Annotated in this window: 16 protein-coding genes; 8 read left to right on the plus strand and 8 right to left on the minus strand. The window is 43.2% G+C overall.

Features of this window, described 5'->3' with window-relative positions; all coding sequences use genetic code 11:
* Positions 1–544: 544 nt before the first annotated feature.
* Positions 545–2,221, minus strand: coding sequence for a GTPase family protein (locus AB6D58_RS01885; protein WP_102398576.1), 1,677 nt, complete (start codon positions 2,219–2,221; stop codon positions 545–547).
* Positions 2,208–3,323, minus strand: a complete 1,116-nt coding sequence (locus AB6D58_RS01890; RefSeq protein WP_017063633.1) for a YcjF family protein — start codon at positions 3,321–3,323, stop codon at positions 2,208–2,210. Before AB6D58_RS01890 ends, AB6D58_RS01885 begins: the two co-directional genes overlap by 14 nt.
* 239 nt (positions 3,324–3,562) lie before the next feature.
* On the opposite strand from AB6D58_RS01890, the gene AB6D58_RS01895 reads away from it, so the two are divergent.
* The gene (locus tag AB6D58_RS01895) at positions 3,563–4,075 is read left to right on the plus strand and encodes a peptide-methionine (S)-S-oxide reductase (protein ID WP_372156388.1); all 513 of its coding nucleotides are present in this window, start codon (positions 3,563–3,565) and stop codon (positions 4,073–4,075) included.
* 192 nt (positions 4,076–4,267) lie between these two features.
* On the opposite strand, the gene AB6D58_RS01900 is transcribed toward AB6D58_RS01895, so the two are convergent.
* Positions 4,268–5,884 (minus strand): polysaccharide lyase 6 family protein, encoded by a 1,617-nt coding sequence (locus tag AB6D58_RS01900; protein WP_136973876.1) that lies wholly within the window; start codon positions 5,882–5,884, stop codon positions 4,268–4,270.
* 85 nt (positions 5,885–5,969) lie between these two features.
* The gene (locus AB6D58_RS01905) at positions 5,970–7,742 is read right to left on the minus strand and encodes a sodium:solute symporter family transporter (protein ID WP_017061461.1); all 1,773 of its coding nucleotides are present in this window, start codon (positions 7,740–7,742) and stop codon (positions 5,970–5,972) included.
* Between the two features lie 509 nt (positions 7,743–8,251).
* Between AB6D58_RS01905 and AB6D58_RS01910 the strand changes: the two genes are divergently transcribed.
* From AB6D58_RS01910 to AB6D58_RS01920, 3 genes are all read left to right on the plus strand, one after another.
* Entirely contained in the window at positions 8,252–8,863 is a 612-nt protein-coding gene (locus AB6D58_RS01910) for a toxin-antitoxin system YwqK family antitoxin (protein ID WP_017061462.1), read from the plus strand.
* A 963-nt stretch (positions 8,864–9,826) separates the two neighbouring features.
* Positions 9,827–11,086 (plus strand): alginate lyase family protein, encoded by a 1,260-nt coding sequence (locus AB6D58_RS01915; protein ID WP_372156390.1) that lies wholly within the window; start codon positions 9,827–9,829, stop codon positions 11,084–11,086.
* A 76-nt stretch (positions 11,087–11,162) separates the two neighbouring features.
* Positions 11,163–11,837, plus strand: coding sequence for an oligogalacturonate-specific porin KdgM family protein (locus AB6D58_RS01920; protein ID WP_017061464.1), 675 nt, complete (start codon positions 11,163–11,165; stop codon positions 11,835–11,837).
* A 134-nt stretch (positions 11,838–11,971) separates the two neighbouring features.
* On the opposite strand, the gene AB6D58_RS01925 is transcribed toward AB6D58_RS01920, so the two are convergent.
* From AB6D58_RS01925 to AB6D58_RS01935, 3 genes are all read right to left on the minus strand, one after another.
* Positions 11,972–12,688 (minus strand): 3'-5' exonuclease, encoded by a 717-nt coding sequence (locus AB6D58_RS01925; protein ID WP_019822233.1) that lies wholly within the window; start codon positions 12,686–12,688, stop codon positions 11,972–11,974.
* Entirely contained in the window at positions 12,688–14,550 is a 1,863-nt protein-coding gene (locus tag AB6D58_RS01930) for a DUF294 nucleotidyltransferase-like domain-containing protein (protein WP_017061466.1), read from the minus strand. The genes AB6D58_RS01925 and AB6D58_RS01930 overlap by 1 nt, the downstream gene beginning before the upstream one ends.
* 276 nt (positions 14,551–14,826) lie before the next feature.
* A complete protein-coding gene (locus AB6D58_RS01935) occupies positions 14,827–15,546 on the minus strand; it encodes a FadR/GntR family transcriptional regulator (RefSeq protein WP_010438385.1) in 720 nt (239 codons plus the stop codon).
* A 342-nt stretch (positions 15,547–15,888) separates the two neighbouring features.
* Here AB6D58_RS01935 and AB6D58_RS01940 point away from each other — a divergent pair, with 342 nt between their 5' ends.
* The 3 genes from AB6D58_RS01940 to AB6D58_RS01950 all read left to right on the plus strand — a co-directional run bounded on the left by AB6D58_RS01940 (position 15,889) and on the right by AB6D58_RS01950 (position 19,078).
* Positions 15,889–16,665, plus strand: a complete 777-nt coding sequence (locus AB6D58_RS01940) for an SDR family NAD(P)-dependent oxidoreductase (protein WP_065584137.1) — start codon at positions 15,889–15,891, stop codon at positions 16,663–16,665.
* Positions 16,666–16,839: 174 nt separating this feature from the next.
* Positions 16,840–17,562, plus strand: coding sequence for a FadR/GntR family transcriptional regulator (locus AB6D58_RS01945; RefSeq protein ID WP_017063624.1), 723 nt, complete (start codon positions 16,840–16,842; stop codon positions 17,560–17,562).
* 148 nt (positions 17,563–17,710) lie between these two features.
* On the plus strand, positions 17,711–19,078 hold the full coding sequence (locus tag AB6D58_RS01950) for an MATE family efflux transporter (protein WP_372156392.1): 1,368 nt from the start codon (positions 17,711–17,713) through the stop codon (positions 19,076–19,078).
* A gap of 258 nt (positions 19,079–19,336) precedes the next feature.
* Here the strand turns inward: AB6D58_RS01950 and AB6D58_RS01955 are convergent, their stop codons facing one another.
* Entirely contained in the window at positions 19,337–20,374 is a 1,038-nt protein-coding gene (locus AB6D58_RS01955) for a polysaccharide lyase family 7 protein (RefSeq protein ID WP_017063622.1), read from the minus strand.
* 538 nt (positions 20,375–20,912) lie between these two features.
* On the opposite strand from AB6D58_RS01955, the gene AB6D58_RS01960 reads away from it, so the two are divergent.
* The gene (locus AB6D58_RS01960) at positions 20,913–21,773 is read left to right on the plus strand and encodes an oligogalacturonate-specific porin KdgM family protein (protein WP_372156394.1); all 861 of its coding nucleotides are present in this window, start codon (positions 20,913–20,915) and stop codon (positions 21,771–21,773) included.
* Positions 21,774–21,828 lie beyond the last annotated feature (55 nt).

Raw genomic sequence — 21,828 nt, forward strand, 5'->3', positions numbered from 1 at the left:
TGCGACATTCATACGTTCAAAGGTTATCAAAGCTGCTGATAGGTAAACAAAGCTCGCTGCTTTGCTGGCGCGTGACGCCTAGAGGGTACTACTCTGAAGAAAGGTGGAACGAGAGTTGGTGATCTAAGGTATACCAAGCTAACAAGGTTAGCCAAGTTGTTGATTGCCATTTCAGATACATGTTCACAATATATCCCTACGTTGAAATCAAGATGATCCGAAGTTTAAATATAGTGCAATTGTTTTATAAATACAGCTTAAAAAAGTATAAATGTGATCAATATTTAGAATGATGATTAAATACGATAGCGTGTTATATAAAATGTGAATCACAGCTGTTTATATACTATTAAACTAGTTCAGCGAGAACCTTAATAATATCAAATCTCTTTTGAAATCAACACCTCTCTAATAAGGGGCGAAGATAGCTGTTTTCTAAAAAAGCCATCATCTAATAAAGCCAAGATCCAAAACTCACCGATCTAGAAAAGATAAATTCTGATGAGGCTCAAACCTCACCAGAACCGTATTCGCAGTGAATGACTTACTTCTTCTTCACGGCTTGCTTGATGGCCATTTCAGCCAGTTTTGGTGTCGCCGCTTTCAATGCGCTGGGTGCCACCTTCTTACCCACTTTGACTGCTTTATTCAGTTGGCCTTTAACCGACGAGCCTCTTTTCATGGCTTCTAAACGTTGGCGGTTTCTCTGAACGTTATTTGCGTCAGCGATACGCTCTATCAACGTCTGCCTTAAAGTATCTAAACCAAACTGTACCTTTTCTGGCGCAATCGCCAGCGGTAACACGATATCGGTTTGCAGCAATATATGATTGTATTCGAGCGCTTGAGCAATGATCTTCGCTTTGGTCGATGTTGGATTCTCTAAGTCATACGGTGGCTGCCAATCGTCTACAGGCTTTAATCTGTCTACCTGATTCACAACCGACACCACAATCGGTTTCTTGCGTGAGATGTTCTTAGGATCGTCATAGAAAGCATCAAATCTATCTTTCAATTGCTTATCCAAATCACGTGCAGACTGATTGGCTTTAAGCACCCATAGCACCACATCCGCTTGGGTCATCTCTTTCAGCATTAAGGCTTCGGTTTTAGGATTGCCATCAAGCCCCTGAAGATCAACAACGCGAACATCATTGTCGTCGACAAACGCGTTATACACCGTTGAAGTGTCGGTTGATGGCAGCACATCCACTTCTGCAACCAACTCTTGCTTGAGTGCATTGATAAGTGAAGATTTACCCGAACTGGTTTGTCCCACCAGCACGATTCGCACAGGCTCTAGCTCTGGAGCAAAGCGTTGTTCGTCGAGTTCAGAAACATCAGACACTTTAAGTGCCTCATCTTCAATGCTGAAACGTCCGCTGTAGAGGTCAATCGCCACCGCCGCAACTTCATCTAACAAGGCTTGTTTGGCGGCGTATTGCATGTCATCAACCACACCCCTTGTCATCGTTGCTGTCGCTTGTTCTCGTCCTAAATCAGAAATCACCTTGAGTGGATTCAAATACAAGTTTTTAAGGTGGTTACCCCAAATAGCCGCTTTGAAGATCTTCTGTCCTAGCTCACCGTATTTATCGTAGGCTTCGTAGCCCGCTTTGATGTAAGAAACCTTGAGATACTCAATGCCGGGGATATGCTCTCGCACTACCAATTTGTAGCGTCGGCTGACCTCTTCGAACAGCTTTAGCCCTTCAGGAATCGAAAAATCGAGTGATTTCTTATCAAACTTTTTCGCAACAAATTCAAGTACCTCTAAACCGGTTTGGTCTAGGTTACCCCACTCTATGTCGACCATTAATTGTTGGCGTACATGGTGTTTTGAATCATTCCAGATCGACAGTTCTTTTTGAGACCAATCAGCCGAAGCCTTAACCAATGCATCGTTGATATCAGCTTTTTTATGCTGTGATTCAGCTTCAGCAGTATCCTCGCCAAGGCCGCCACTCTCTTTATTCGAGAAAGACTCTTTATTTGAAGAGCGGCTTGAAGAACGGCTAGAAATGAATAAAGGGATGGTGAACACCAAGGTACTCACGGCAATGGCAATCGACATTTCGAGTAGATAACCGTATTTGATCGCCAAGAAGACACCAAAACCCATCATGATAATGCTTGGGAAGATCGCCGAAATCAGGGCAATGCCCCAGCGTCCGCTCGATAGCACCGCCAGTAATCGAAATAGGTTTCTAATTTTCTTCATAACCCGACGCCGCCTTTCCTTTTTTCAGAGATTCTTTGTAGATCTTCTGCATCTCTTGTTCAGACACTTCTTCACCTTTGTTCTTATGATAGAAGTAAAAACAAGCCGCGCGACCTAAACCATAAGAGGTGCCGAAACTCATTGCCGCTGCAGCCACCGCACCTACCGTTTGACCATAAACTGGAATCAGCTTTATCAACTGTCGAGTGCCCAGCTTCATTCCGTATTGCAAAGCAAAGCTGCTTCCCAGAGTGCCTATCAACTCACTAAAGACTCTCTTATTCCATTCGACCCCATATTGATTGGCCAAGCTGTGAAGCATTTTGGCTTGAATCGCAGGTACCGACACCAAACCAACACCCGGAATCAGGTCACTCGCTGCGGCACTTCCTGCATACCAAAGCACTTCGTTTTCTACTTGATCAAAGTTGGCTTCTTCTTGCGTGGAATGTTCTTTGTCTTGCACCATCATTCCTATCACCGGAAGAATACTGCTCAGCTTTTCTAACAAGATGTCATAGTTGTAAACCGCTTCGCTGTTAGACATAGCGTTGTCATCCGTTTCGAAATCGACCGCTACCGATTCAAACTCTTTACCCCAAGCCTTCTCTACTTGGTTGGTGTTGAACTGAATTTGCCTTGCTCGATCTGGTTCACTGGAAGACAACACCGCCGTATGAACCAGCAACAAGTGTTTAATCTTCTTCTGTTTCTTAATCTGTTTTAGAGCCGTAAGCACAGCGGATTGTTCAGGTTCGTCGGCTTTCATTACAACGACTAACGCATTACCTGCCTGACCAATCTCTTCCAAATCCTCTTTCGCATCGTAATTCGCTTCGCTGAGTCCTCTGGTATCAAGAAACCTCATCACGGGTTTGTCTTGCGGAAACTCATACGACATCGCCGTCATGGTACAAGGCGCAAAACCATTGCCCACTTCTACAGAAGAGTCGCCCGTGACCGCTTGAATAAACGATGACTTGCCCGCCCCCGTTTTGCCCAACAGCCACAATGTAGGAAGATGCTTGCGCTGATATTCATGAGCCTGAGTCAAGTCTGGGTTCTTGCTCGGATTAATGAAGTCTTTTATTTGATCAAACATGTTTAGAGTAACGCTCACTTGATGTTGAGATTCGAGTTGATGACAAAGCAATACTGACTTATATAATCACAAATCATATTAAACTTATGTTTGTTCAGTCGCACAGGTTTACAATGCCTAAACGCTTGTTTTTATTTGCGCGCTCATTTTTATAGACGCTTTTTTATACGTACGGGTATCATCGTATTGATTCGGGTACCTAACGAACATCAACAAACACAGAGAGCTCAAAGAGAAGTATGGAACAAATTTATTTAGCTGGCGGCTGCTTGTGGGGTGTACAAGAATTTATTAAGTACGTTCCTGGTGTTATCAGCACAGAAGCAGGCCGTGCTAATGGAAGCGCCCAGCCAACAGAGAACAAAACGACACAAAGCGACGGCACACAAAGCGATTACAATGGCTACGCGGAGTGCGTACAAATAGAGTTTGATCCAAGCATCACGTCAGTCACGATTTTGATGGAACACTTGTTTGAGATTATCGACCCTTACAGCGTGAATAAACAAGGTGTCGATGTCGGAGAGAAATACCGCACAGGCGTTTACAGCACTAACACAGAACACTTAACCGAAGCTAAGCACTCTATTTCTTCAAGAGATGATGCCGACCGTATCGCTGTTGAGGTGTTGCCGTTGACCAATTATGTTGCCAGCGACGACATCCACCAGCATCACTTAAGTCACTTCCCTGAAGATCACCACTTATGTCATATCCCTTGGGATCTGCTGCATAAGTATAAATCACAGTAGTCACGACGTAAGATTGAAATGGTCACGACCTAAGATCGATAAAGCCTCAACAGACATTATCTGTTGAGGCTTTTTAAGTGTTATGGTTAGGTCAGGTCAGCTATCGTGAATTGATTTGATAACTCATGCCATTAACCATTAACCATTAACCATTAACCATTAACCATTAGCCATTAGCCATTAACTAATAACTTACTTAGTCGTATTCTCAAGCACGTAGTCTGGACCCGCTGTTTCAGCTGTCACAACCGCAAGTTTAGACACGTCTGCGCCTTCACCTTGGTAAGCGTTAATGCCATTTTCTACAACGACTTTTGGTAGCTCAATCGAGTAGCCTTCGATCAGTTCAGAATCCGTTACTTGACCTACGTAAGTTTCGTCTGTGTAGGTTGCGCCAACTAATGGGAAGTCTTGCGTTGCACGGACACTTACAAATTCAGGTGACTGCGAGTTATCAACCACATTGTGTTTAAACGCCACATCAACACCCGCATAAATGCCTTCCACTTCTGCGTTGTTGAACAGGCTTACACGGTGACTTTGGTTGCCGTAAACAATGCCCCACTCAGTATCAACTAGAGAGTTATTCTCGATCGTGATGTTTTTCGGTGTCCACTGCTTATTAAGCTCTTTGCCTTTCACCGATTGATCTAGCTGCTCACCATTCGCTACGTCGATGATGCCCGTGTTAATAACAATGCCGCCACGTAGGTCAGCGTTGCCTTCAATCACACCATCACGACCACGAGTGTTGGCAATGTAGTTATTGCGAATCACATGATCTTCATCGTAGATACGAATGCCGCCCGTTAGGCGTTTCTCGTTACCCAGAATCATGTTGTTCTCAACTGTGTTGCCTTTACCGTGGCGCAGTGAAATAAGAGCTGCACTTTGGAAGATCGTGTTGCCTGAGATCGTGTTGTCGCCCGACTTAATCGAGATAAGCTCACGCTCACCATCCATATCGATCATTAGGTTGTTCACGAACTTAGAACTTGAATCCCACTGTGAAGATTTAGAATCACCAATACGGATCGCTTCCCAGCTGTTGCCGTTGTAACGAATCGCTTCTTTGATCTCGAATTCGTTGAACTGGTTAGGCTTTTGATCCATGAAGATGTTATTTGCGATCAGGTGGTTGTCAGCTGTGTCATCTTTTTGTACACCAATCAAAGTGCCGCGTTTTTGCTTACCTTCGAAACGGTTGTTGATGACTTTGCCGTCTTTACCCCATAGAGATACCCAAAGGTACTTTGGATACTCAGAACGACGCTCGTCTGGCTCGTACGTGTAATCGTGGTTGAAGTAGTAAAATGTTGAGTTTTGAAGCGTATTGCCATTACCCATCATACGAACTGCACCAAAGCGTTCTTTAGGGCCGCCTTCAGTAAATACCAAGCCATCAAGCGTGATGTCATCGCCTTTCAGTTCAAACTGAATCAACCCCGTGATCCACGCAGAACCTGCTTGCTCTGCCTTGATAGTGATGTCATTCGCCGTGATCGTCACTTGACCTAAGTTCGCGTATTTACCGGCAGGGATAACCACTTCGTCGCCATCTTTTAGGTTTTCAAATTGTGCTTTAAGCGCAGCCACTTGCTCTTCCGAAGCAACGGCTAAAGTGTCGCCATCTACCTCTGTTAAGCGGTCACTGCTCAATAGGTAACTACGGTCAATTTCGCTAACAGCAGGCGTAGCTTGTTCAGCGACACTGACTACGGGTGCTGTTTTTTCTTGTGTTGTACAGCCTGTTGCAAAAGCGAGTGTGAACGCGCTAATAATGCTTACCGATAATAGTTTTTTGTTCATCGTACATCTCACATTAAAGTTTGGATTATAAAAATGACGACCACCCGTTCAGGTGGCCGTGATGTTATTTAGGATGCGTATTAAATTAGCCTTCGGCTGGAGTCACTTCGTCTTGTTGCTCGACTTTGTCATCGACTGCTTTAACAAGTAACAGACCAACAGAGAACACAATCAAGCCACACAGAACGAATACCATGCGTCCCCACATTGGGTTTGGCAGTACGAACATAGTCATTACGCCCACACCCGCTACCGCGATAAGTGAACCCAACATACGACGTTGCTTGTTATCCAGTTTCTTCTGTTCATTACTTTCAGCAACTAGTGGCGTCGCTAGGTTGTTGAAGAACTTGTCTACGTCTTTCTCACGGTGCTCAGCAAGAGGCTTGTAGAACAGTGTTGAAAGAACAAAGAAGCCAGCAGTAAATATGATGTGACCGATAAGGCCGATAGCCACTTTCAGGTCAGCCCACTCACGGCCAGTTAGTTCATTTAGACCGAACCAGTTTTGAATCATGTCCGCAGTGATAACGAAACCAACGAAGTAAGAAACCACACCACCTACAACTAGCGTGCCCCAACCTGCCCAATCCGGTGTTTTACGGATGAAGAAGCCACAGAATGCTGGAATTGTCATTGGGAAGCCGATCAATGCGCCCACGTACATCATGGTGTCGAAAAGGCTCAGACCTTTAAGAGAGTTGATGAACAGAGCAACCAAGATGATCGCGATACCGAAGAAGGTAGACGTTAGTTTAGAAACAACCATTAGCTCTTTCTCTGTCGCTTTAGGACGAAGAATCGGCTCGTAGAAGTTCTTAACGAAGATACCTGAGTTACGGTTTAGACCTGAGTCCATTGAAGACATTGTTGCTGCGAACATAGCGGCAATCAGAAGGCCAACCATACCTGCAGGCATGTATTCTTGAACGAAGTAAAGGTAAGCGAAGTCAGCGGCTTTGCTGCCAGCTTCTGGGTAAGCTGCTGCTAAATCAACACCTTGACCTGCCATGAACCAAGAAGGCATGAACCAGATGATTGGACCAAGCGTCATTAGTACACAAGCAAGTAGAGCTGCTTTACGTGCGTTATTTGAATCTTTCGCAGCAAGGTAGCGGTAAGAGTTAAGCATGTTGTTGGTGATGCTGAACTGCTTTAAGAAGATGAACACAGCCCAGATGCTGAAGATGCTCATGTAGTTCAGGTTATCACCCGTAATGAATGAATCTGTTGGGAAGTCGTTAACGATCTGCGTAACGCCACCACCGTGGTAAATCGCAACCACAGCACACGTCACCGTTACCGCCATGATGATAACCATCTGCATAAAGTCAGATGCGATTACCGCCCAAGAGCCGCCTGTTACTGACATTACTAGTACAACCAGACCCGTTAGGACAATCGTCGTTGTCATATCAAAGCCGAAGATACCCGATGCGATGATTGCTAGACCATTCAACCAAATACCTGCAGAGATAACGCTGTTTGGCATACCAGACCAAGTAAATACTTGCTCATTCACCTTACCAAAACGCATACGAATCGCTTCAATTACCGTCACAACACGCAGTTGACGGAACTTCGGAGCGAAGTAAAGGTAGTTCATTAGGTAACCGAATGCGTTCGCGATGAAGATAATCGCTACGGCAAAGCCATCGGTAAAGGCTTTACCTGCTGCACCAGTAAATGTCCAAGCACTGAACTGGGTCATAAATGCGGTTGCACCTACCATCCACCACAGCATATTACCTCCCCCACGGAAGTAATCACTTGTCGTACTTGTAAACGTTCGAAACATCCACCCTATCGCAATTAAGAATAGGAAGTAGATGCCAACTATCAGGGTATTGAGTTCCATCGTTAGACCTTTTATTTATGTTTTTTTGTTGAGGTCATTATAAATAAATGGCAAGTATATTTGTACTACAATAATCCAAATGCGTGACAATGATCTTACAGTCTGACACTCAATTAATCATACAAGTGATCGAGTTCAAAGTTGCACCACCTAGGAGCGCAATTCCTCAAGTCAGTGCAGTTATCCGCACTAAATTTCGACCAAAACCCCGAAAAACATGAACAAAGTCTCTAAAAATCGAAGATTCATCGTTAAAAACTATTATTCTTGACGATCAAAGCTTAAAGAAGAGCAGCAAAAATATCGTTAGATATAATTTATAAAAATAAATTAAACCAACTCATTTGTAGTACAAATAGAATTGGAAATTTTCTTTTAAAAGTTCCCTATATTAGGCAGCCAATAATGAAAACTTGAAAACCACTATTAGATACTGACAGGGATACACGGAAGTGAAATGCTTTTAACACACCCGTTACACTTTCCCCGTCCAATAAAAAGGTGTCATTATGAAGAAATACGTTCCAATCTTAATTGCTCTTAGTACGGTATCTTCTATGAGCTATGCAGCAACACCGCGTGAAGATGCTGTTGACTACTTACAGATGCGTAAAGGCGTGGCTTACCAAGTAAACCATTCAAAACCTTTCACTGGTCAATTTGAAGAGAAGTTCGATAACGGCCAAGTCGCGACCCAAGCTCAGTTTGCCGATGGCTTAGAACTTGGGCTAGAAACTAACTGGTATCCGAATGGCCAAGTCGCTTCTAAAGTGAATTACGTAAAAGGTGAACTGCAAGGCAAAGCTGAAACCTGGTATCCAAACGGACAGAAAAAAGCAGAACTCAATTATAAAGACAATGAACTATCAGGCACCGCCTCTCGCTGGTATCCCAATGGGGAACAAAGCCTGACAGCTGAATACAGCGACGGACAAAAAGATGGATTGGTAACGGACTACTACCCGAACGGTAATAAGGCCAGCCAAGCGAAGTTTGATGAAGGTGAAGTCGCGAACGGAAAACTTACTCGCTGGAATACTAACGGTGACAAAGTTGAAGAACTGACCTTTAAAGATCACAAAGTCACCTCTAAACAGGTGTGGATGCCTACAGAAAGCTAAGCCTCAAGAACAGCTCTCACGGAGCTCTTTGATATAACTAAACGCCTGCTGTTAAAGTTTGTAGCTACACGTCTGCAACTAAGAGACAAGAGAAGAGAAGAGAAGAGAAGAGAAGAGAAGGGAAACGAACATTCATGTGATTAAGCGTGAATGTTCGTGGCTTTGATGCTGTAACAGACTCACTTGAGCGTGTTGTCATCAACCTAAAAGCCTATTCTTAAGCCGCGGTTTACACGCTTATTGAGCCGCACACGACTCTCTACTCAAATTTCAAATAAAAAACGCTCATGTTGCCTGTATCAACATGAGCGCAAGGGTAGATCTTCGACTACCATCTCCTACCTTTCTAGATGAAAGCAGAAGTTATAATTAGAATAGTTGGGAGCAATAATCAAAATGCTTTCGCAAGCACTTCAACGATTTCTTCTTTGTCGCTGATGAGAACAACGGGTAACGATTCGAACCCAGTTCATTCCTATCAAGTTCATACTTATATAGCAGGCTATGTCACTACCTTGCCTACTACATTTCAAACCTTCTCTGATTGAGCTTTAAATCACCTCAAGTAAATGTCTCATGTTCTTAAAGCGGTGGATTTAATCCATTTAGCTTCAAGACCACTCTTACTTATTCGGCTTCACACCGTCTGTTCATGCAATCAACACAGCAAAGTTATGTGTTGCTACAGAAAGTTAGTAAATAATAATGTATTACAAATAAAAATGATATCTAAAGGTTCAATTTTTTGCTGTAGCGCACATTTATTGATGAACAAAACTCTTCAAAACCATGATCAACAGCCAAACAAAACACTAAAAATCATAAACTTACCAATACAAACTGACTTTGTAACCCTTTGTAAATAGTGGTTTTGTCCTCAAAACACGATCCAATTCACAGATCATGCGCCTTCAAATCGTTAGCATATTTGTATTATCTTAACTCAAAATAAAAGACGTAAATATGAAAGCCCCTCGACTCCTACATCTTGCTGCTTGTATTGGTGCTATCACCTTTGGTTCTCAGGCTATAGCCGCTGAATTCGTTTTCTTAGACGAAGCAACATTAGAAGCGAACCGTACTCTTCTTCAATCAGACAATGCTTCTGAATCAATGAAAGACGCGTACACAAAGCTTATTGAAGAAGCCGACCTAGCAATGAACGATGGTCCTTTTAGCGTTGCTGATAAAGGAATGGTTCCGCCAAGTGGCAGCAAGAACGATTACATGAGCATTAGCCCATACTGGTGGCCTGATGAATCAAAAGAAGATGGGCTTCCATGGATTCGCCATGACGGAAAAACAAACCCAGCATCAAAAACTGACGAAACTGACTCAAAACGTATTGGCCACTTCACCCGTTCTGTTCGTGCATTAGCGGTCGCCTACTATTTTAGCCAAGACGAAAAATATGCTCAGCAAGGTATCGAATACATAAGAACTTGGTTCTTCAACGAAGACACCAAGATGAACCCGAACGTGAACTACGGACAAGGTGTTCCTGGTGTAGCAGAAGGTCGCCGCGGTGGAATCATCGATACAAGAACGCTGACTGATCGCATGTTAGATTCAATCGCTATTTTGTCTCAATCACCTACCTGGTCAGAGTCTGACGAAACACAAATCACCCAATGGTACAGCGATTACTTGGATTGGTTGATCATCGATGATTTATCTGGCGGTCCTAAAGGCGAAGCTTACGCAGAAAACAACCACGGTACTTGGTACGACTATCAAGTTGCAGGTGTTTCTTACTTTATTGGTAACGAAACGCTTGCTAAGCAAATGGTTCAAAAAGGCAAGATGCGTATCGACACTCAATTCGAAAAAGACGGCTCTCAGCCTCATGAAATCGAGCGCACGCGTGCTTACCACTACCACTATTTCAGCCTAGATCCATTGATCGGTATGGCTCAGATCGGTGACAAGGTCGGTATCGATCTTTGGAACTACACCAATAAGAAAGGCGGTTCTTTAGACACAGGTATTCAGCTAATGGCTGATTACAACGACCTATCGAAAGAGTGGCCATACACACAGAAAGACGAACGTCGTCGCGTTGAACGTATGACTCCGCTTTACCTGAAAGCTGGCGTAGCTATGGAAAACCCTGAATGGGTAAAACTAGCAACAGAGACCGATTTCAGCGAATTCACAGTCAAGAAGCAGCTAGCTGAAGTGTGGGCTCAACGAGACGTAGAACTACTTTACCCAAAACTATAATCCCAAATACAACAAAGGGCTCAACGTTGGTCCTTTAGTAACCCCTTTTTATTTAGATACAGTAGAAACAATAACAATGATAAAAACGAATAAAGTAACACTTGCAGTATTAGCGACTCTTTTCGCAGGCAGCGTGTCTGCCGCATCACTCGACGCGCGCCAAGAGTACAAACATGGCTCAGAAGACTGGGCAAGTCGTATCAAGATGAGCGGTTCTGTCGATAACCACTTCTTCGGCGCTGAAATAAAGCAAAAAGGTAAGCCTTTCTCTGAATGGGAAGCGGCAGACAACGAGTTCGAATACGGTTACAAATTCAAGCTTAACGAGCACTGGTTAATTCAACCAAGTATGCCAGTAACGTTTGGTTCTGATAGCGTAACCTACAAACCGCAAGTACGTGTTCAATACTCTTTCGAATCAGGCCTAAAGGCGAAACTTCGCTACCGTCACGAGTTCCGTGACTACACATCTGACTCTTCAAACGAGAATAAGAACCGCAGTAAAGTTACAGGTAACATCGATTACAACTGGAATGCATGGCAGTTCGGCTTTGAAGCTAACTACGCAGAAGACTTCATTGACAATGAGTGGACTGGCGGCGGTGGTGCTGACAACGAGTGGGATTACAACTTTAAAGTGGGCTACAAAGAGGCTGACTGGAGCTGGCGTCCATACGTTGAGTTAGGTAACGTTCAAGACAGCCGTGACCGTCAATTACGTAGCCGTGTAGGTATTACTTACAGCTTCTAATCGATAGCTACATGAATAATCTAAGATAATTACTGTCCTAATTTTCTAAGACCTAAACAAAAGCCAGCTTAATCGCTGGCTTTTTTTCCTTTAAAATCAGTAAAATAAGAGCCGTGCACTTGCAGCTCTTTTTCCTAGTGACTAATCCGATAGAGAAAGGCAACGGTCACATTATCGTTAGGCACAACTCGCTTCTGCTGAGCCAAAAACAATTCCGCTGTCGAAACGGCATCGGCTAATGCATTGTGGCTGTTGTACTCAGGAAGCCCGTACCTTTCGCGAGTCCCTGCCAAGGTTAAATCGACTTCTTCATGATTGCTGATCGCTTTCTCCATGCTTTTCTCAATACACAAGGTATCAAGCCAAAGCAGAGGAATCGCTCTTAAACCGTAGCAGCGAAGAAGGTATTGGCTAATGAACTTCTCTTCGACTACACACGCGTGCGCGACGATAATCTTGCCTTTCGCTGCTTCGAAGAAAGTGAGCATCGCATCATGAATAGATGCGCCCTCTTCCAGCATCTGTGGTGTGATGTGGTTAATCACCGCAGTTTCAGCGTTAATCTGAGAATCATTGTTCAGGTAGATATGCTTGGCAGAAGCCAAATCGATTCGTCCTTTCACCACATCGACCCATCCCATAGACAAGATAAGATCTTGTTCGCTGTCTAGACCCGTGGTCTCAAGATCCAGCACGATATAGTCACTGTCTTTGGCCAAGTCCGTCATTTCAGGGCAAGGCTGATCTACGAGATCATGTAACGCTTCTGGCAACTTAACCGTTCCCAGATATTGCTTACGTTTACGTTTAATTCGCTCAAGCGGATGAAAGTAATTTAAAAACGATTTCATTAGCGCGCTCCGAAACGAATTTTCGCCGCTTCTTGAAGGTCAGCAATGATCCTAAAGGCATCTTTCAAGTGTTTACGCTCAAAGCTACCAAAGCTATCTGGGTTGATGTTGTTGTCAGGCACATCCCCGTTCTTCAGCGCTTCAAGTTGATGACCAAAACGGAAAGAGAGAATGAACTGGTAAGCACCCAGAATGTTCTTGAATGCATCGTCGCTCAGCATGCCTTTTTCATTAGCAGCAGCGAAACGTTCGTCAGTCGCCGACAAATCGCACTCCACAGCAAGGCCATAAATACGCGCTAAGTCGATAATCAAGTTGATCGCGTACTTCTTCACGTTCAACGTTTTCTTATTCTCACCTGACTTCTCTAGCACTAAGCTATTGAAGATGCCAAGTGGCGGGTTGGTATTGACCGCGTCTTTCACTAGCGTGCTTAAAAACTCACGGTTACCGCGAATATTGCTATGCAGCTCATCGCGCAGAATACCTTCGAACTCACTGTTGCCGTAGATAGTACGAATTTCTAGGAACACACTGATATTAAGCAAGCGTTCGTACTCTGGGTTAGCCACCCACTTCTTGTAGTAGTGCTTCCATACACTGAGTGGCTGACACCATTTTGGCGTCGCAGCCATGAATTTACCTGGACATAATGGGTAGTGACAGCTTGCTAAGCCGTTGGTCACCATCATCGCTAAGTGTTTGAAGTAAATACGGTCACTGTCGGTTGCATCGTCAGCAAGAACAATCGCGCTGTCTTGGTCCGACAACATGTGCACTTCATTACGTGCGTGCGATCCGGCTACGATCCAAGAGAAATCACACGGTGGTGGGCCTAACTTATCAATCGCTATTTGAATCAATCGACGGGTGTAGGCGTCCATAATCATGGTCATTACCTTGCCGACGGTTTCAGGCGCCACTTTACCTTCCACCAGCGCTTCAAAAATAGCTTGTCGCTCTGAGGTGAACGAAGACATGGTTTTCACGCTGCCCGCGTATTTGATTTTCTCGATCAAGAATATCGCTTGAACACGGTGGTTTTGAACCAAATGAGACGTAGTAAGAAGACCAACGACCTTATTCTCTTTCACAACGGGCAAGTTACGGATATTAAATTGCATCATGATAGAGGCCGCATGCAGCACCAGATCATCCGGTTTTACAGTAAGTGGAGAGTGCGTCATTACCTCTGAGATCAGGCTATCAGTACTCACGCCGTGGGCAATCACTCGCTTAGTCATATCTCGGTCGGTGATCAGACCAACAATGGTTTCACCTTCATAGATCACGGCACACGGTGAGCGTTGATGAAGCATTTCAACCGCAACCGACTGGATGGTTTGCTCAGACTTAACAATTGCCACCTGCCCGCTTGCCACTTCCTCAACTTTACGAATGAACAGGCCTTTCTCTTTATTCGACCAGACCACATCCAGTGCCGACTTCAAGCGAACCTGCGCCTGTGAAGCAAAGTGTTCTGCGCAACTTGGAAAGGCTTTGAAAAGCGTTTGAAGTGCCGAGTGTGGAATCACATAAAGTAAGGTGTTTTCGATTGCGACAGCTCTATAGCCTTTTTCGTCGTTGACTTCAGAATCTAAGAACGTAAAGCCAAACAAATCTTCACTGCCTAGACGGGCACGAAGCACACCGTCCGATTTTCTTTGCTCCATAGATCCTGTTCGAATGATATAGAGCGACTTTTCTTTTCCTGACTCGCATAGATCGACGACATCCCCTTTGGCTAGATAGGTAATCTGAACATTAAAAGCGAGGTCACGAAGCGCTTCTTTAGGGATCTTATCGAAAGGGTCTATCTGACCGATGAACTGAAGAATATTTGGCAATAGAGACTGAGGCATATAATCACACTCGCATTAATTTGATTAGTATTATTATATAACTAACAATGCTGGTTACTAGCGGTTTTAGCAAAACAACGCACATAAGACTAAATATTGGACATCGGTCAAGTTTTCATCAATTTTGGATGTAAAAAAAGCACGTATTAAACGTGCTTTCAATAGATAACTGTCTGTAGTAACAGCAATTTTAGGTTGACTCCACTAGGTATCCAGAGCAACGCTCGATAGAAACGGCTAAGACCTTAGAGTTGAAACCTCACCCAAAACACTAAGCTAGCTTGCTACTGGCAATCTGTGGTTAGTATCTAATAGATGACTTGCAGAAGCTTGGCGTGCTTTATCACTGTTACCCGCCATGATTGCTTCATAAATTTGACGGTGTTCATTAATACACGTACTTCCCTCTTCTGAAGAATGAGAAATAAAGTTAACAAACATTGTCGTTAAGATATTGCCAAATGGAAGGTAAAAGTCATTACCTGTTGCATTGAAGATGAGGCTATGGAATTTCATATCAATATCTAGCCAACTGTCTTGGTTAAACTCTTCAGCACCTGATATTTCTACCATCTGTTGGAAAATGCCCGACAGTTCAATGCGTTGTTCAGCGCTCGCGAACTGAGCAGCCAATGCACATGCTTCTGGTTCAATCGCGCGACGTAAGCCCAAAAACTGATGACAGAATTGGTCTGTATCTGCCAAACCATCCATCCATTCGATCAATTGCGGGTCTAAAAAGTTCCAGAACGCACGGTCAACAACGCGAGTACCGATCTTTGGTCGAGATTCTAGTAGGCCTTTTGAAGTAAGAAGCTTAACCGCTTCTCTTAATGCAGTCCTACTAATTCCAAATTGCTCACACAGAGCCATTTCACCAGGAATGATAGAGCCTTGAGGCAAATTGCCCGACAAAATACCACGTGCGATTTCACGTGCAACTTGCACATGAAGGCTTCGCTTAGAGCCTGAAATCGAATTGAAAGAGCCAGCCATGTGTCTACTTACTTATTAGATATGTATTATTTAACTCGGACTATAGCACTGATTTATATCTGCACCAACTAAGTATAAGAATAACGTGAGGTCACGAATGATATGGGCTAGCGAAGATTTTATGAATATTATAAGTATTTAGTTCATCAAACTAATTAAAAACATTTATTCATACAAATGGTTCTTATTTACACCGTTTTTTGTATGCGCAAACTCACAAAACGACTCTTACTCTCACTATTTATGTCGTTGATGATCAGTTTTGAGATGACTATCCTTGAATACTGCAAGTGTTATTGTATGATTTATTAACGCGAATAATCTACAATATAGGCGACTGTGATGTTTAACGATTTAAAAGGCAAACGCATTCTAATTACTGGCTCTACTGCAGGTATGGGCTTAGCTACAGCACGTATTTTCGCAAAGTATGGTGCAAAAATTGGTATCAATAGTCGTGCTTCTAGCCCAAAAGTTGATGACGTTCTATCTGAACTTACCGCACTGGGTGGCGATGTTGCCTTTTTTCCTGCAAACCTAATGGACACATTAGAGTGCGAAAGGTTAGTCAAAGAGTTCACTGATCATTTTGGTGGCATGGACGTGTTGATTAACAACGCCGGTGGCCTTGGTGGTCGCGCCAATCTAGAAAATATCGATGATGAGTTTTATGAGCGCGTAATGAACCTTAATGTTCGCTCTGCGCTGATGACAACCAAGTTCTCTATCCCGCACTTACGCGCCTCTGCTGCTGAGTCCGGGCAAACATCTTGTGTGATTAGCACGGGTTCGATTGCCGCTCGTGAAGGTGGTGGTGTGGGTGCTGGTGTATATGCCGCATCGAAAGCTTGGTTACACGATATCCATCGGAACTGGGTAAAAGAATTTGCTAAAGACAATATCCGTTTCAACATAGTTTCACCAGGCACTATCGATACCGCATTTCATGACGGCAAAAGCGATGAGCTAAAGTCGACCATTGCTAGCAATATCCCTATGGGTCGCTTTGGCAGTATTGAAGAAGTAGCACCTACTTTTGCTTTCTTTGCCTCACATGCTTGCAGCGGTTACATCACAGGTCAAATCCTAGATGTTAACGGCGGACAAATAACGCCCTAGTTAGCTGGTTTATATAAGCTCACTCAGCGATTTAAGTTCGCCACACTATATAAGGTTAACAGACCCGAGTAGATGAGGGAAAACCTCACACTAAATTCGACGTATACACTGACACTAAACACCAGATTCGTCTGGCTTTTAGTGTTTTCAAAGTTTCAATTTCAGGTGGTTTAAATGTCAATATTTACATTGGTGGAAGATTCAAGCCGCCGAATTCATGTTCAAGTGGCGAGACAAATTGCTCGCAAGATCTTGTCAGGCGAGTTAGAAGAAAATCAAAAGTTACCCAGCGAAATGGAGCTGTGCGAAATCTTTGGAGTGAGCAGAACTGCCCTTCGAGAATCAACTAAGCTACTTTCGGCAAAAGGTTTAATCGAGTCGAAGCCAAAAGTGGGCACTCGTATCAAACCGAGAACACAGTGGCACTTCTTGGACCCGCAATTGCTGTACTGGATCCAAGATTTAGAAGATACTAAACCCTTCTTGTCTCAATTTTTAGGCTTAAGAAAAGCGATTGACCCGGAAGCGTGTGCGCTCGCTGCAACCAATGCAACTGTAGAGCAACGCAAAGAGCTTTCGATTCTTTTCCAGAAAATGACCATCGCAGCAAATAGCTTCGATTATGAAGAGTGGACGACCAACGATCACCTGTTTCACCAAACGATTTTCTTATCGACAGGTAATCAATTTTACATTCCATTCGCGAACATTCTGTCGACTATCTTCAAGCAGTTTATCGACCACTCCGCTGAAGGCGGTCGCTTCTGTTTAGAAGAACACAAAGCGATTTACGACGCAATAATGTCTGGCGATGCCAAGCAAGCTCGAATTGCTTCTCAAGTCCTGCTAGACGATGAGAACCAAAAGCTCTCTAGGGTTGAATTAGCCATCGCATAACCGAGATTAACCAAACTGACTTGTTTTTCAAAGACACAAGTCAGTCTTGTTTTAGCACCCATTTTTTAACCATCAACTACCGTAGTGTTTTCTTCTTTAAACGCTCTACTCCGCCACCTCAGAGAAAGCTTACGGTTATACACATAAGGTGTTGTTTGTGTCTTCACAATCGTACGTAAGGAAAAATTTCTCTCTCGCCTGGCCCCTCGCCTTAAACGGTATCTTGATGCAGTCGATGTTGATGATCGACACACTGCTTGTCTCTCCTCTTGGTGAAATCCCTTTAGCTGCAATGGGGATTGCGACGACTATCGTTGCCTTTGTACTGGGAATTCAAATGGCGCTGGCAAACGGTACTCAGTTAGTATTAAGCCGCGCAGTGGGCTCTGGCATCGCCGCATCATTATCTAAAGCGTTTTGGGCAGGTCTGTTCATCAACTTAGGTATCGCGACAATATTTTGGTTTCTGCTCACCTTTTTAGAACAGCCTTTAATTCAAGCCTTAACCGACGATAAAGCCCTTTACTTAGAAATCAGCCACTACCTTGATATCTCAAAGTATCTCGTCATTTTCACAGCATTAACGCAAGTAATTATCGCCCTATTTAATGCATTAGGAAGAACCAAGATACCGTTTAAAGGGTATTTGATTGAATTGCCGATCAACGCTGTACTTTCTTATGGACTCATTCACGGCTTTTCAAATTTCGAAGGTATTGGTGTTCAAGGCGCTGCATTAGGCAGCATTATTGCAATAACGATCCGCTTGCTGTATTTGGTTTTGTGCGTGCATTTAAGCTCAGCGATTTCACTCAAATTAGACGCTCAGCGCTCTGAATTCTTTACCAACGTTCGCCGTCACTTTATCGAGATATTCCCTGTAGCAGCGAACGTGACCATGCTTTTGATTGGCGCAACGATATATCAATTGTTGTATTCGCAACTTAACATCAACGCTTACGTAGCGATTACTTTGGTGATGCCTTGGATCAGGGCTGTCTCTCAATTTATTACCGCTTGGGCTCACTCTTCCGCAATTACTATCAGCCAAGCGATTGGCTCTAAAAAGATGGATGACCTAGTCAAAAACGTCGATACCAGTATTGATATTGCGGTCGTCATTTCTTTTGTGTGTGCAATCTTGTTCGCAGGATTAAGTCTGGTTATTGGTGACATTTACCCGAACTTGGATGAGTCTACCTATCAAGCATTGGCCGTTATCGCCCCACTCTACATCTTCTTGCCGATTGTCCGTGGCTACAACACGGTTCATGGGAATGTACTAAGAGCACTAGGAAAAACGACCGCAGTCTTCAAAATCAACTTTACTGGTCAATGGGTAATTTCAATTCCATTGTGTGCATTGATCATCTTTGGTTTAGATGGCTCTATCTTTTGGGCCTTTGCTATCCAACCATTCGAAGAAGTCGTTAAAGCTTTCCCATTCCGTCATTTGGCTCGAAAGTCTCTTAAAGAGTTTGATGCCGACAAAGCTAAAGAGTTGATGTATGACTAAACTCCGTATCGAGTTGCCGTCCTAAAATCTTCCCACGCGTTCTGAATACAACCTTGTCTTTTGACAAGGTTGTATTGTTTTAGCTGTACCATTCATTGGTAGGCTTCAGCACACCCTCATTGATACCAAGGTCACATTAATACCAAGGTCATCTTAAAACTCATATAAAACAAAAAGACCACTCAACATTCGGTTAAGTGGTCTTCGAAAATATTCCTTAAGGACTGCGTCTAGCTAGCCTATTGGTTATGCTATGTGCTATTTACCGTTCAACTTAAGCGCTGAGAAAGTCACACTGTTGTAATCGCCATTCTTTTTATCGATAGCGAAATCGCCAGTACCGCCACAACCAGGTCCCCATACAGGGTGAGAATCGCTCACGCTACATTGGCCGTATGCGCCCGCTTTGTAGTAAAAATCATCTTCAGCATAACCCGTTGGTGAATCAAGTTCATCGATGCCCTTACTCAGGTCGATTTCATACTTAACGGTATCGTGACGCTCGGTTTCAAACGTTAGGTACATCATGGTGCCTTTCACTTCCACTTTGTAACTAAACTCTTCACCAAGAGCAATACCCGCTTCACCCGGCTCTGCAGGGTTTTCCCACGTGTTACCCCACACTGGATAAGCGATATCGGCACGGTTAGGATCTTTTTTCTCTAGGTTACGTTCATAGTTCCAGAATACTGAACCCATTTCTTGGTCAGGAAACTTCTTATAGAAGATCTTTAGTGGTTCATTACCATGCCCATAACCGGTTCCAGCTTTGATTAGCTCATTATGTTTTTTAGCGTGAATCTGACCAACAACCACCGAGTGAGCTGGGTACTTTTCTGGGAACTTAGCGTTAACTGAGACGTGATTAACTTTTAATGTCGCTTCTAATGTTCCGCCAACAGCACTGTATTCACTAGCCGCTGGGTGACTCGACAGTGCCCACTGGTTTCCTTTATCAGCCGTATCGATAGAGAAATCTGCGCCTCTTGGCATTTGTCGTAATTCAGAACGCGCATTCTTCGAGTTTTTCGTCGTAATCGCTTGGTTTTGCACTTCAAATACAAGGTTGCCGTCTTTATCAAGATGGAAGAAATCACTATGTGAGTAGCTCATCATGGCTACCCCTTCTATTTCATCAACACGACCATCTTCATTAATATCTGAAGGTATGGTTATTTTCCAATTATGCATATCGAATTTATCGGCAGGTACGGGGTAAGAAACACCGTTATTTGCGAAAGTAACCATTGGTACAGTCGCTAATAGCGCCACTGCTAATATGTTTTTCTTAAACATGACTCATCCTTTATTGTTAACAGATACCGAGTACACACTCAGTACAGAAACCACTTTTGAACACGAATTAGTACTAAATATTTTCTCTTCGACTTAAATAAGCCAACCGATAAATAGAATTTACATTTAGCCATTTTGTAACTTTTATTAAACATCTGGCTATGGTTTATATTTATGCCTCTCAACATGCTCCCTATGTTTAAGCCACGATGGTTAAAATCATCATTATTAACATATAGAAACACTTAATATTTGTATTATTTTAACACATGCAAAAAAGTGATTTTCTAAGGTTTGTGAATATGAGAAGTACGTCATGATTGATTTAATACACAAGCCCTAAATTGAGATATTCATAACATTTAGCTATATACTTGGGCCATTAGTCAGAACTTTTTGATAGATCTCACAGAAATCTGACTCAATAATAAATACCATATTTGTCATACATTAATTTAATACCATGTAAGGTATTGGTTTGTGAGCCACGGGTACATTGGATGTATCCAGAATTAAAAAATAATAGTGAGACAAAGGTATGAATTCTGTTACAAAAATTGCTGCAGCTGTTGCATGTACTCTTTTAGCGGGCACAGCTACTGGTGCATCTCTTGATTATCGTTACGAGTATCGTGCTGCGACGGATTATACAAAAACAAATGGCGACACGGCTCACGTAGACGCTCGCCATCAACACCGAGTGAAGCTAGGTGAAAGCTTTAAACTGTCAGATAAGTGGAAGCACTCAACGGGCCTTGAAGTTAAATTCCATACTGACGATTCTTACTACGACGCAGATTCTGGCGAAGTTAAATCAGCAAACAGTAGAAGCTTCTATGACGGCAATTGGTATATTTACGGTATGGAAGTAGAAAATACAGCAACTTACAAAGTCGATAACAACTGGTATCTACAAGTTGGTATGCCTATTGCTTGGGATTGGGATGAGCCTAATTCTAACGATGGTGACTGGAAAATGAAAAAAGTCACTTACAAACCACAATTCCGCGTTGGTTATAATGCGGATATGGGATTAACGACTGCCATTCGTTACCGTCACGAGTATGCTGATTTCCGCAACCACACTCAATTTGGTGACAAAGATTCAGAGACTGGTGAGCGTTTAGAGTCAGCACAGAAATCAAAAGTCACACTAACGGGTTCTTACAAAATTCAATCTCTACCTAAACTTGGCCTTTCTTACGAAGCTAACTATGTAAAATCGCTAGATAACGTACTTCTATATAATAGTGATGACTGGGAATGGGATGCTGGCTTAAAAGTAAACTACAAGTTCGGTTCTTGGAAACCTTTTGCTGAGATTTGGTCTTCTGATATCAGTTCATCTTCAAAAGATCGTGAAGCTAAATACCGCGTTGGTGTTGCTTACTCATTCTAATTAGAAATAGTCAATTTATAAAACACCCCTCTCCTCTTGTAAATTTTTGGGGTAT

The organism is Vibrio sp. 10N.239.312.D08, from assembly GCF_041466145.1.
Lineage (GTDB): Bacteria > Pseudomonadota > Gammaproteobacteria > Enterobacterales > Vibrionaceae > Vibrio > Vibrio crassostreae_C.

Bases quoted from the DNA above. Each gene is read 5' to 3' on its own strand.
- AB6D58_RS01900 (WP_136973876.1), bottom strand. From the start codon at position 5,884: ATGAACAAAAAACTATTATCGGTAAGCATTATTAGCGCGTTCACACTC.
- AB6D58_RS01930 (WP_017061466.1), bottom strand. From the start codon at position 14,550: ATGCCTCAGTCTCTATTGCCAAATATTCTTCAGTTCATCGGTCAGATA.
- AB6D58_RS01955 (WP_017063622.1), bottom strand. From the start codon at position 20,374: ATGTTTAAGAAAAACATATTAGCAGTGGCGCTATTAGCGACTGTACCA.
- AB6D58_RS01945 (WP_017063624.1), top strand. From the start codon at position 16,840: ATGTCAATATTTACATTGGTGGAAGATTCAAGCCGCCGAATTCATGTT.
- AB6D58_RS01940 (WP_065584137.1), top strand. From the start codon at position 15,889: ATGTTTAACGATTTAAAAGGCAAACGCATTCTAATTACTGGCTCTACT.
- AB6D58_RS01960 (WP_372156394.1), top strand. From the start codon at position 20,913: ATGAATTCTGTTACAAAAATTGCTGCAGCTGTTGCATGTACTCTTTTA.
- AB6D58_RS01905 (WP_017061461.1), bottom strand. From the start codon at position 7,742: ATGGAACTCAATACCCTGATAGTTGGCATCTACTTCCTATTCTTAATT.
- AB6D58_RS01935 (WP_010438385.1), bottom strand. From the start codon at position 15,546: ATGGCTGGCTCTTTCAATTCGATTTCAGGCTCTAAGCGAAGCCTTCAT.
- AB6D58_RS01920 (WP_017061464.1), top strand. From the start codon at position 11,163: ATGATAAAAACGAATAAAGTAACACTTGCAGTATTAGCGACTCTTTTC.
- AB6D58_RS01925 (WP_019822233.1), bottom strand. From the start codon at position 12,688: ATGAAATCGTTTTTAAATTACTTTCATCCGCTTGAGCGAATTAAACGT.
- AB6D58_RS01915 (WP_372156390.1), top strand. From the start codon at position 9,827: ATGAAAGCCCCTCGACTCCTACATCTTGCTGCTTGTATTGGTGCTATC.
- AB6D58_RS01885 (WP_102398576.1), bottom strand. From the start codon at position 2,221: ATGAAGAAAATTAGAAACCTATTTCGATTACTGGCGGTGCTATCGAGC.
- AB6D58_RS01910 (WP_017061462.1), top strand. From the start codon at position 8,252: ATGAAGAAATACGTTCCAATCTTAATTGCTCTTAGTACGGTATCTTCT.
- AB6D58_RS01890 (WP_017063633.1), bottom strand. From the start codon at position 3,323: ATGTTTGATCAAATAAAAGACTTCATTAATCCGAGCAAGAACCCAGAC.
- AB6D58_RS01895 (WP_372156388.1), top strand. From the start codon at position 3,563: ATGGAACAAATTTATTTAGCTGGCGGCTGCTTGTGGGGTGTACAAGAA.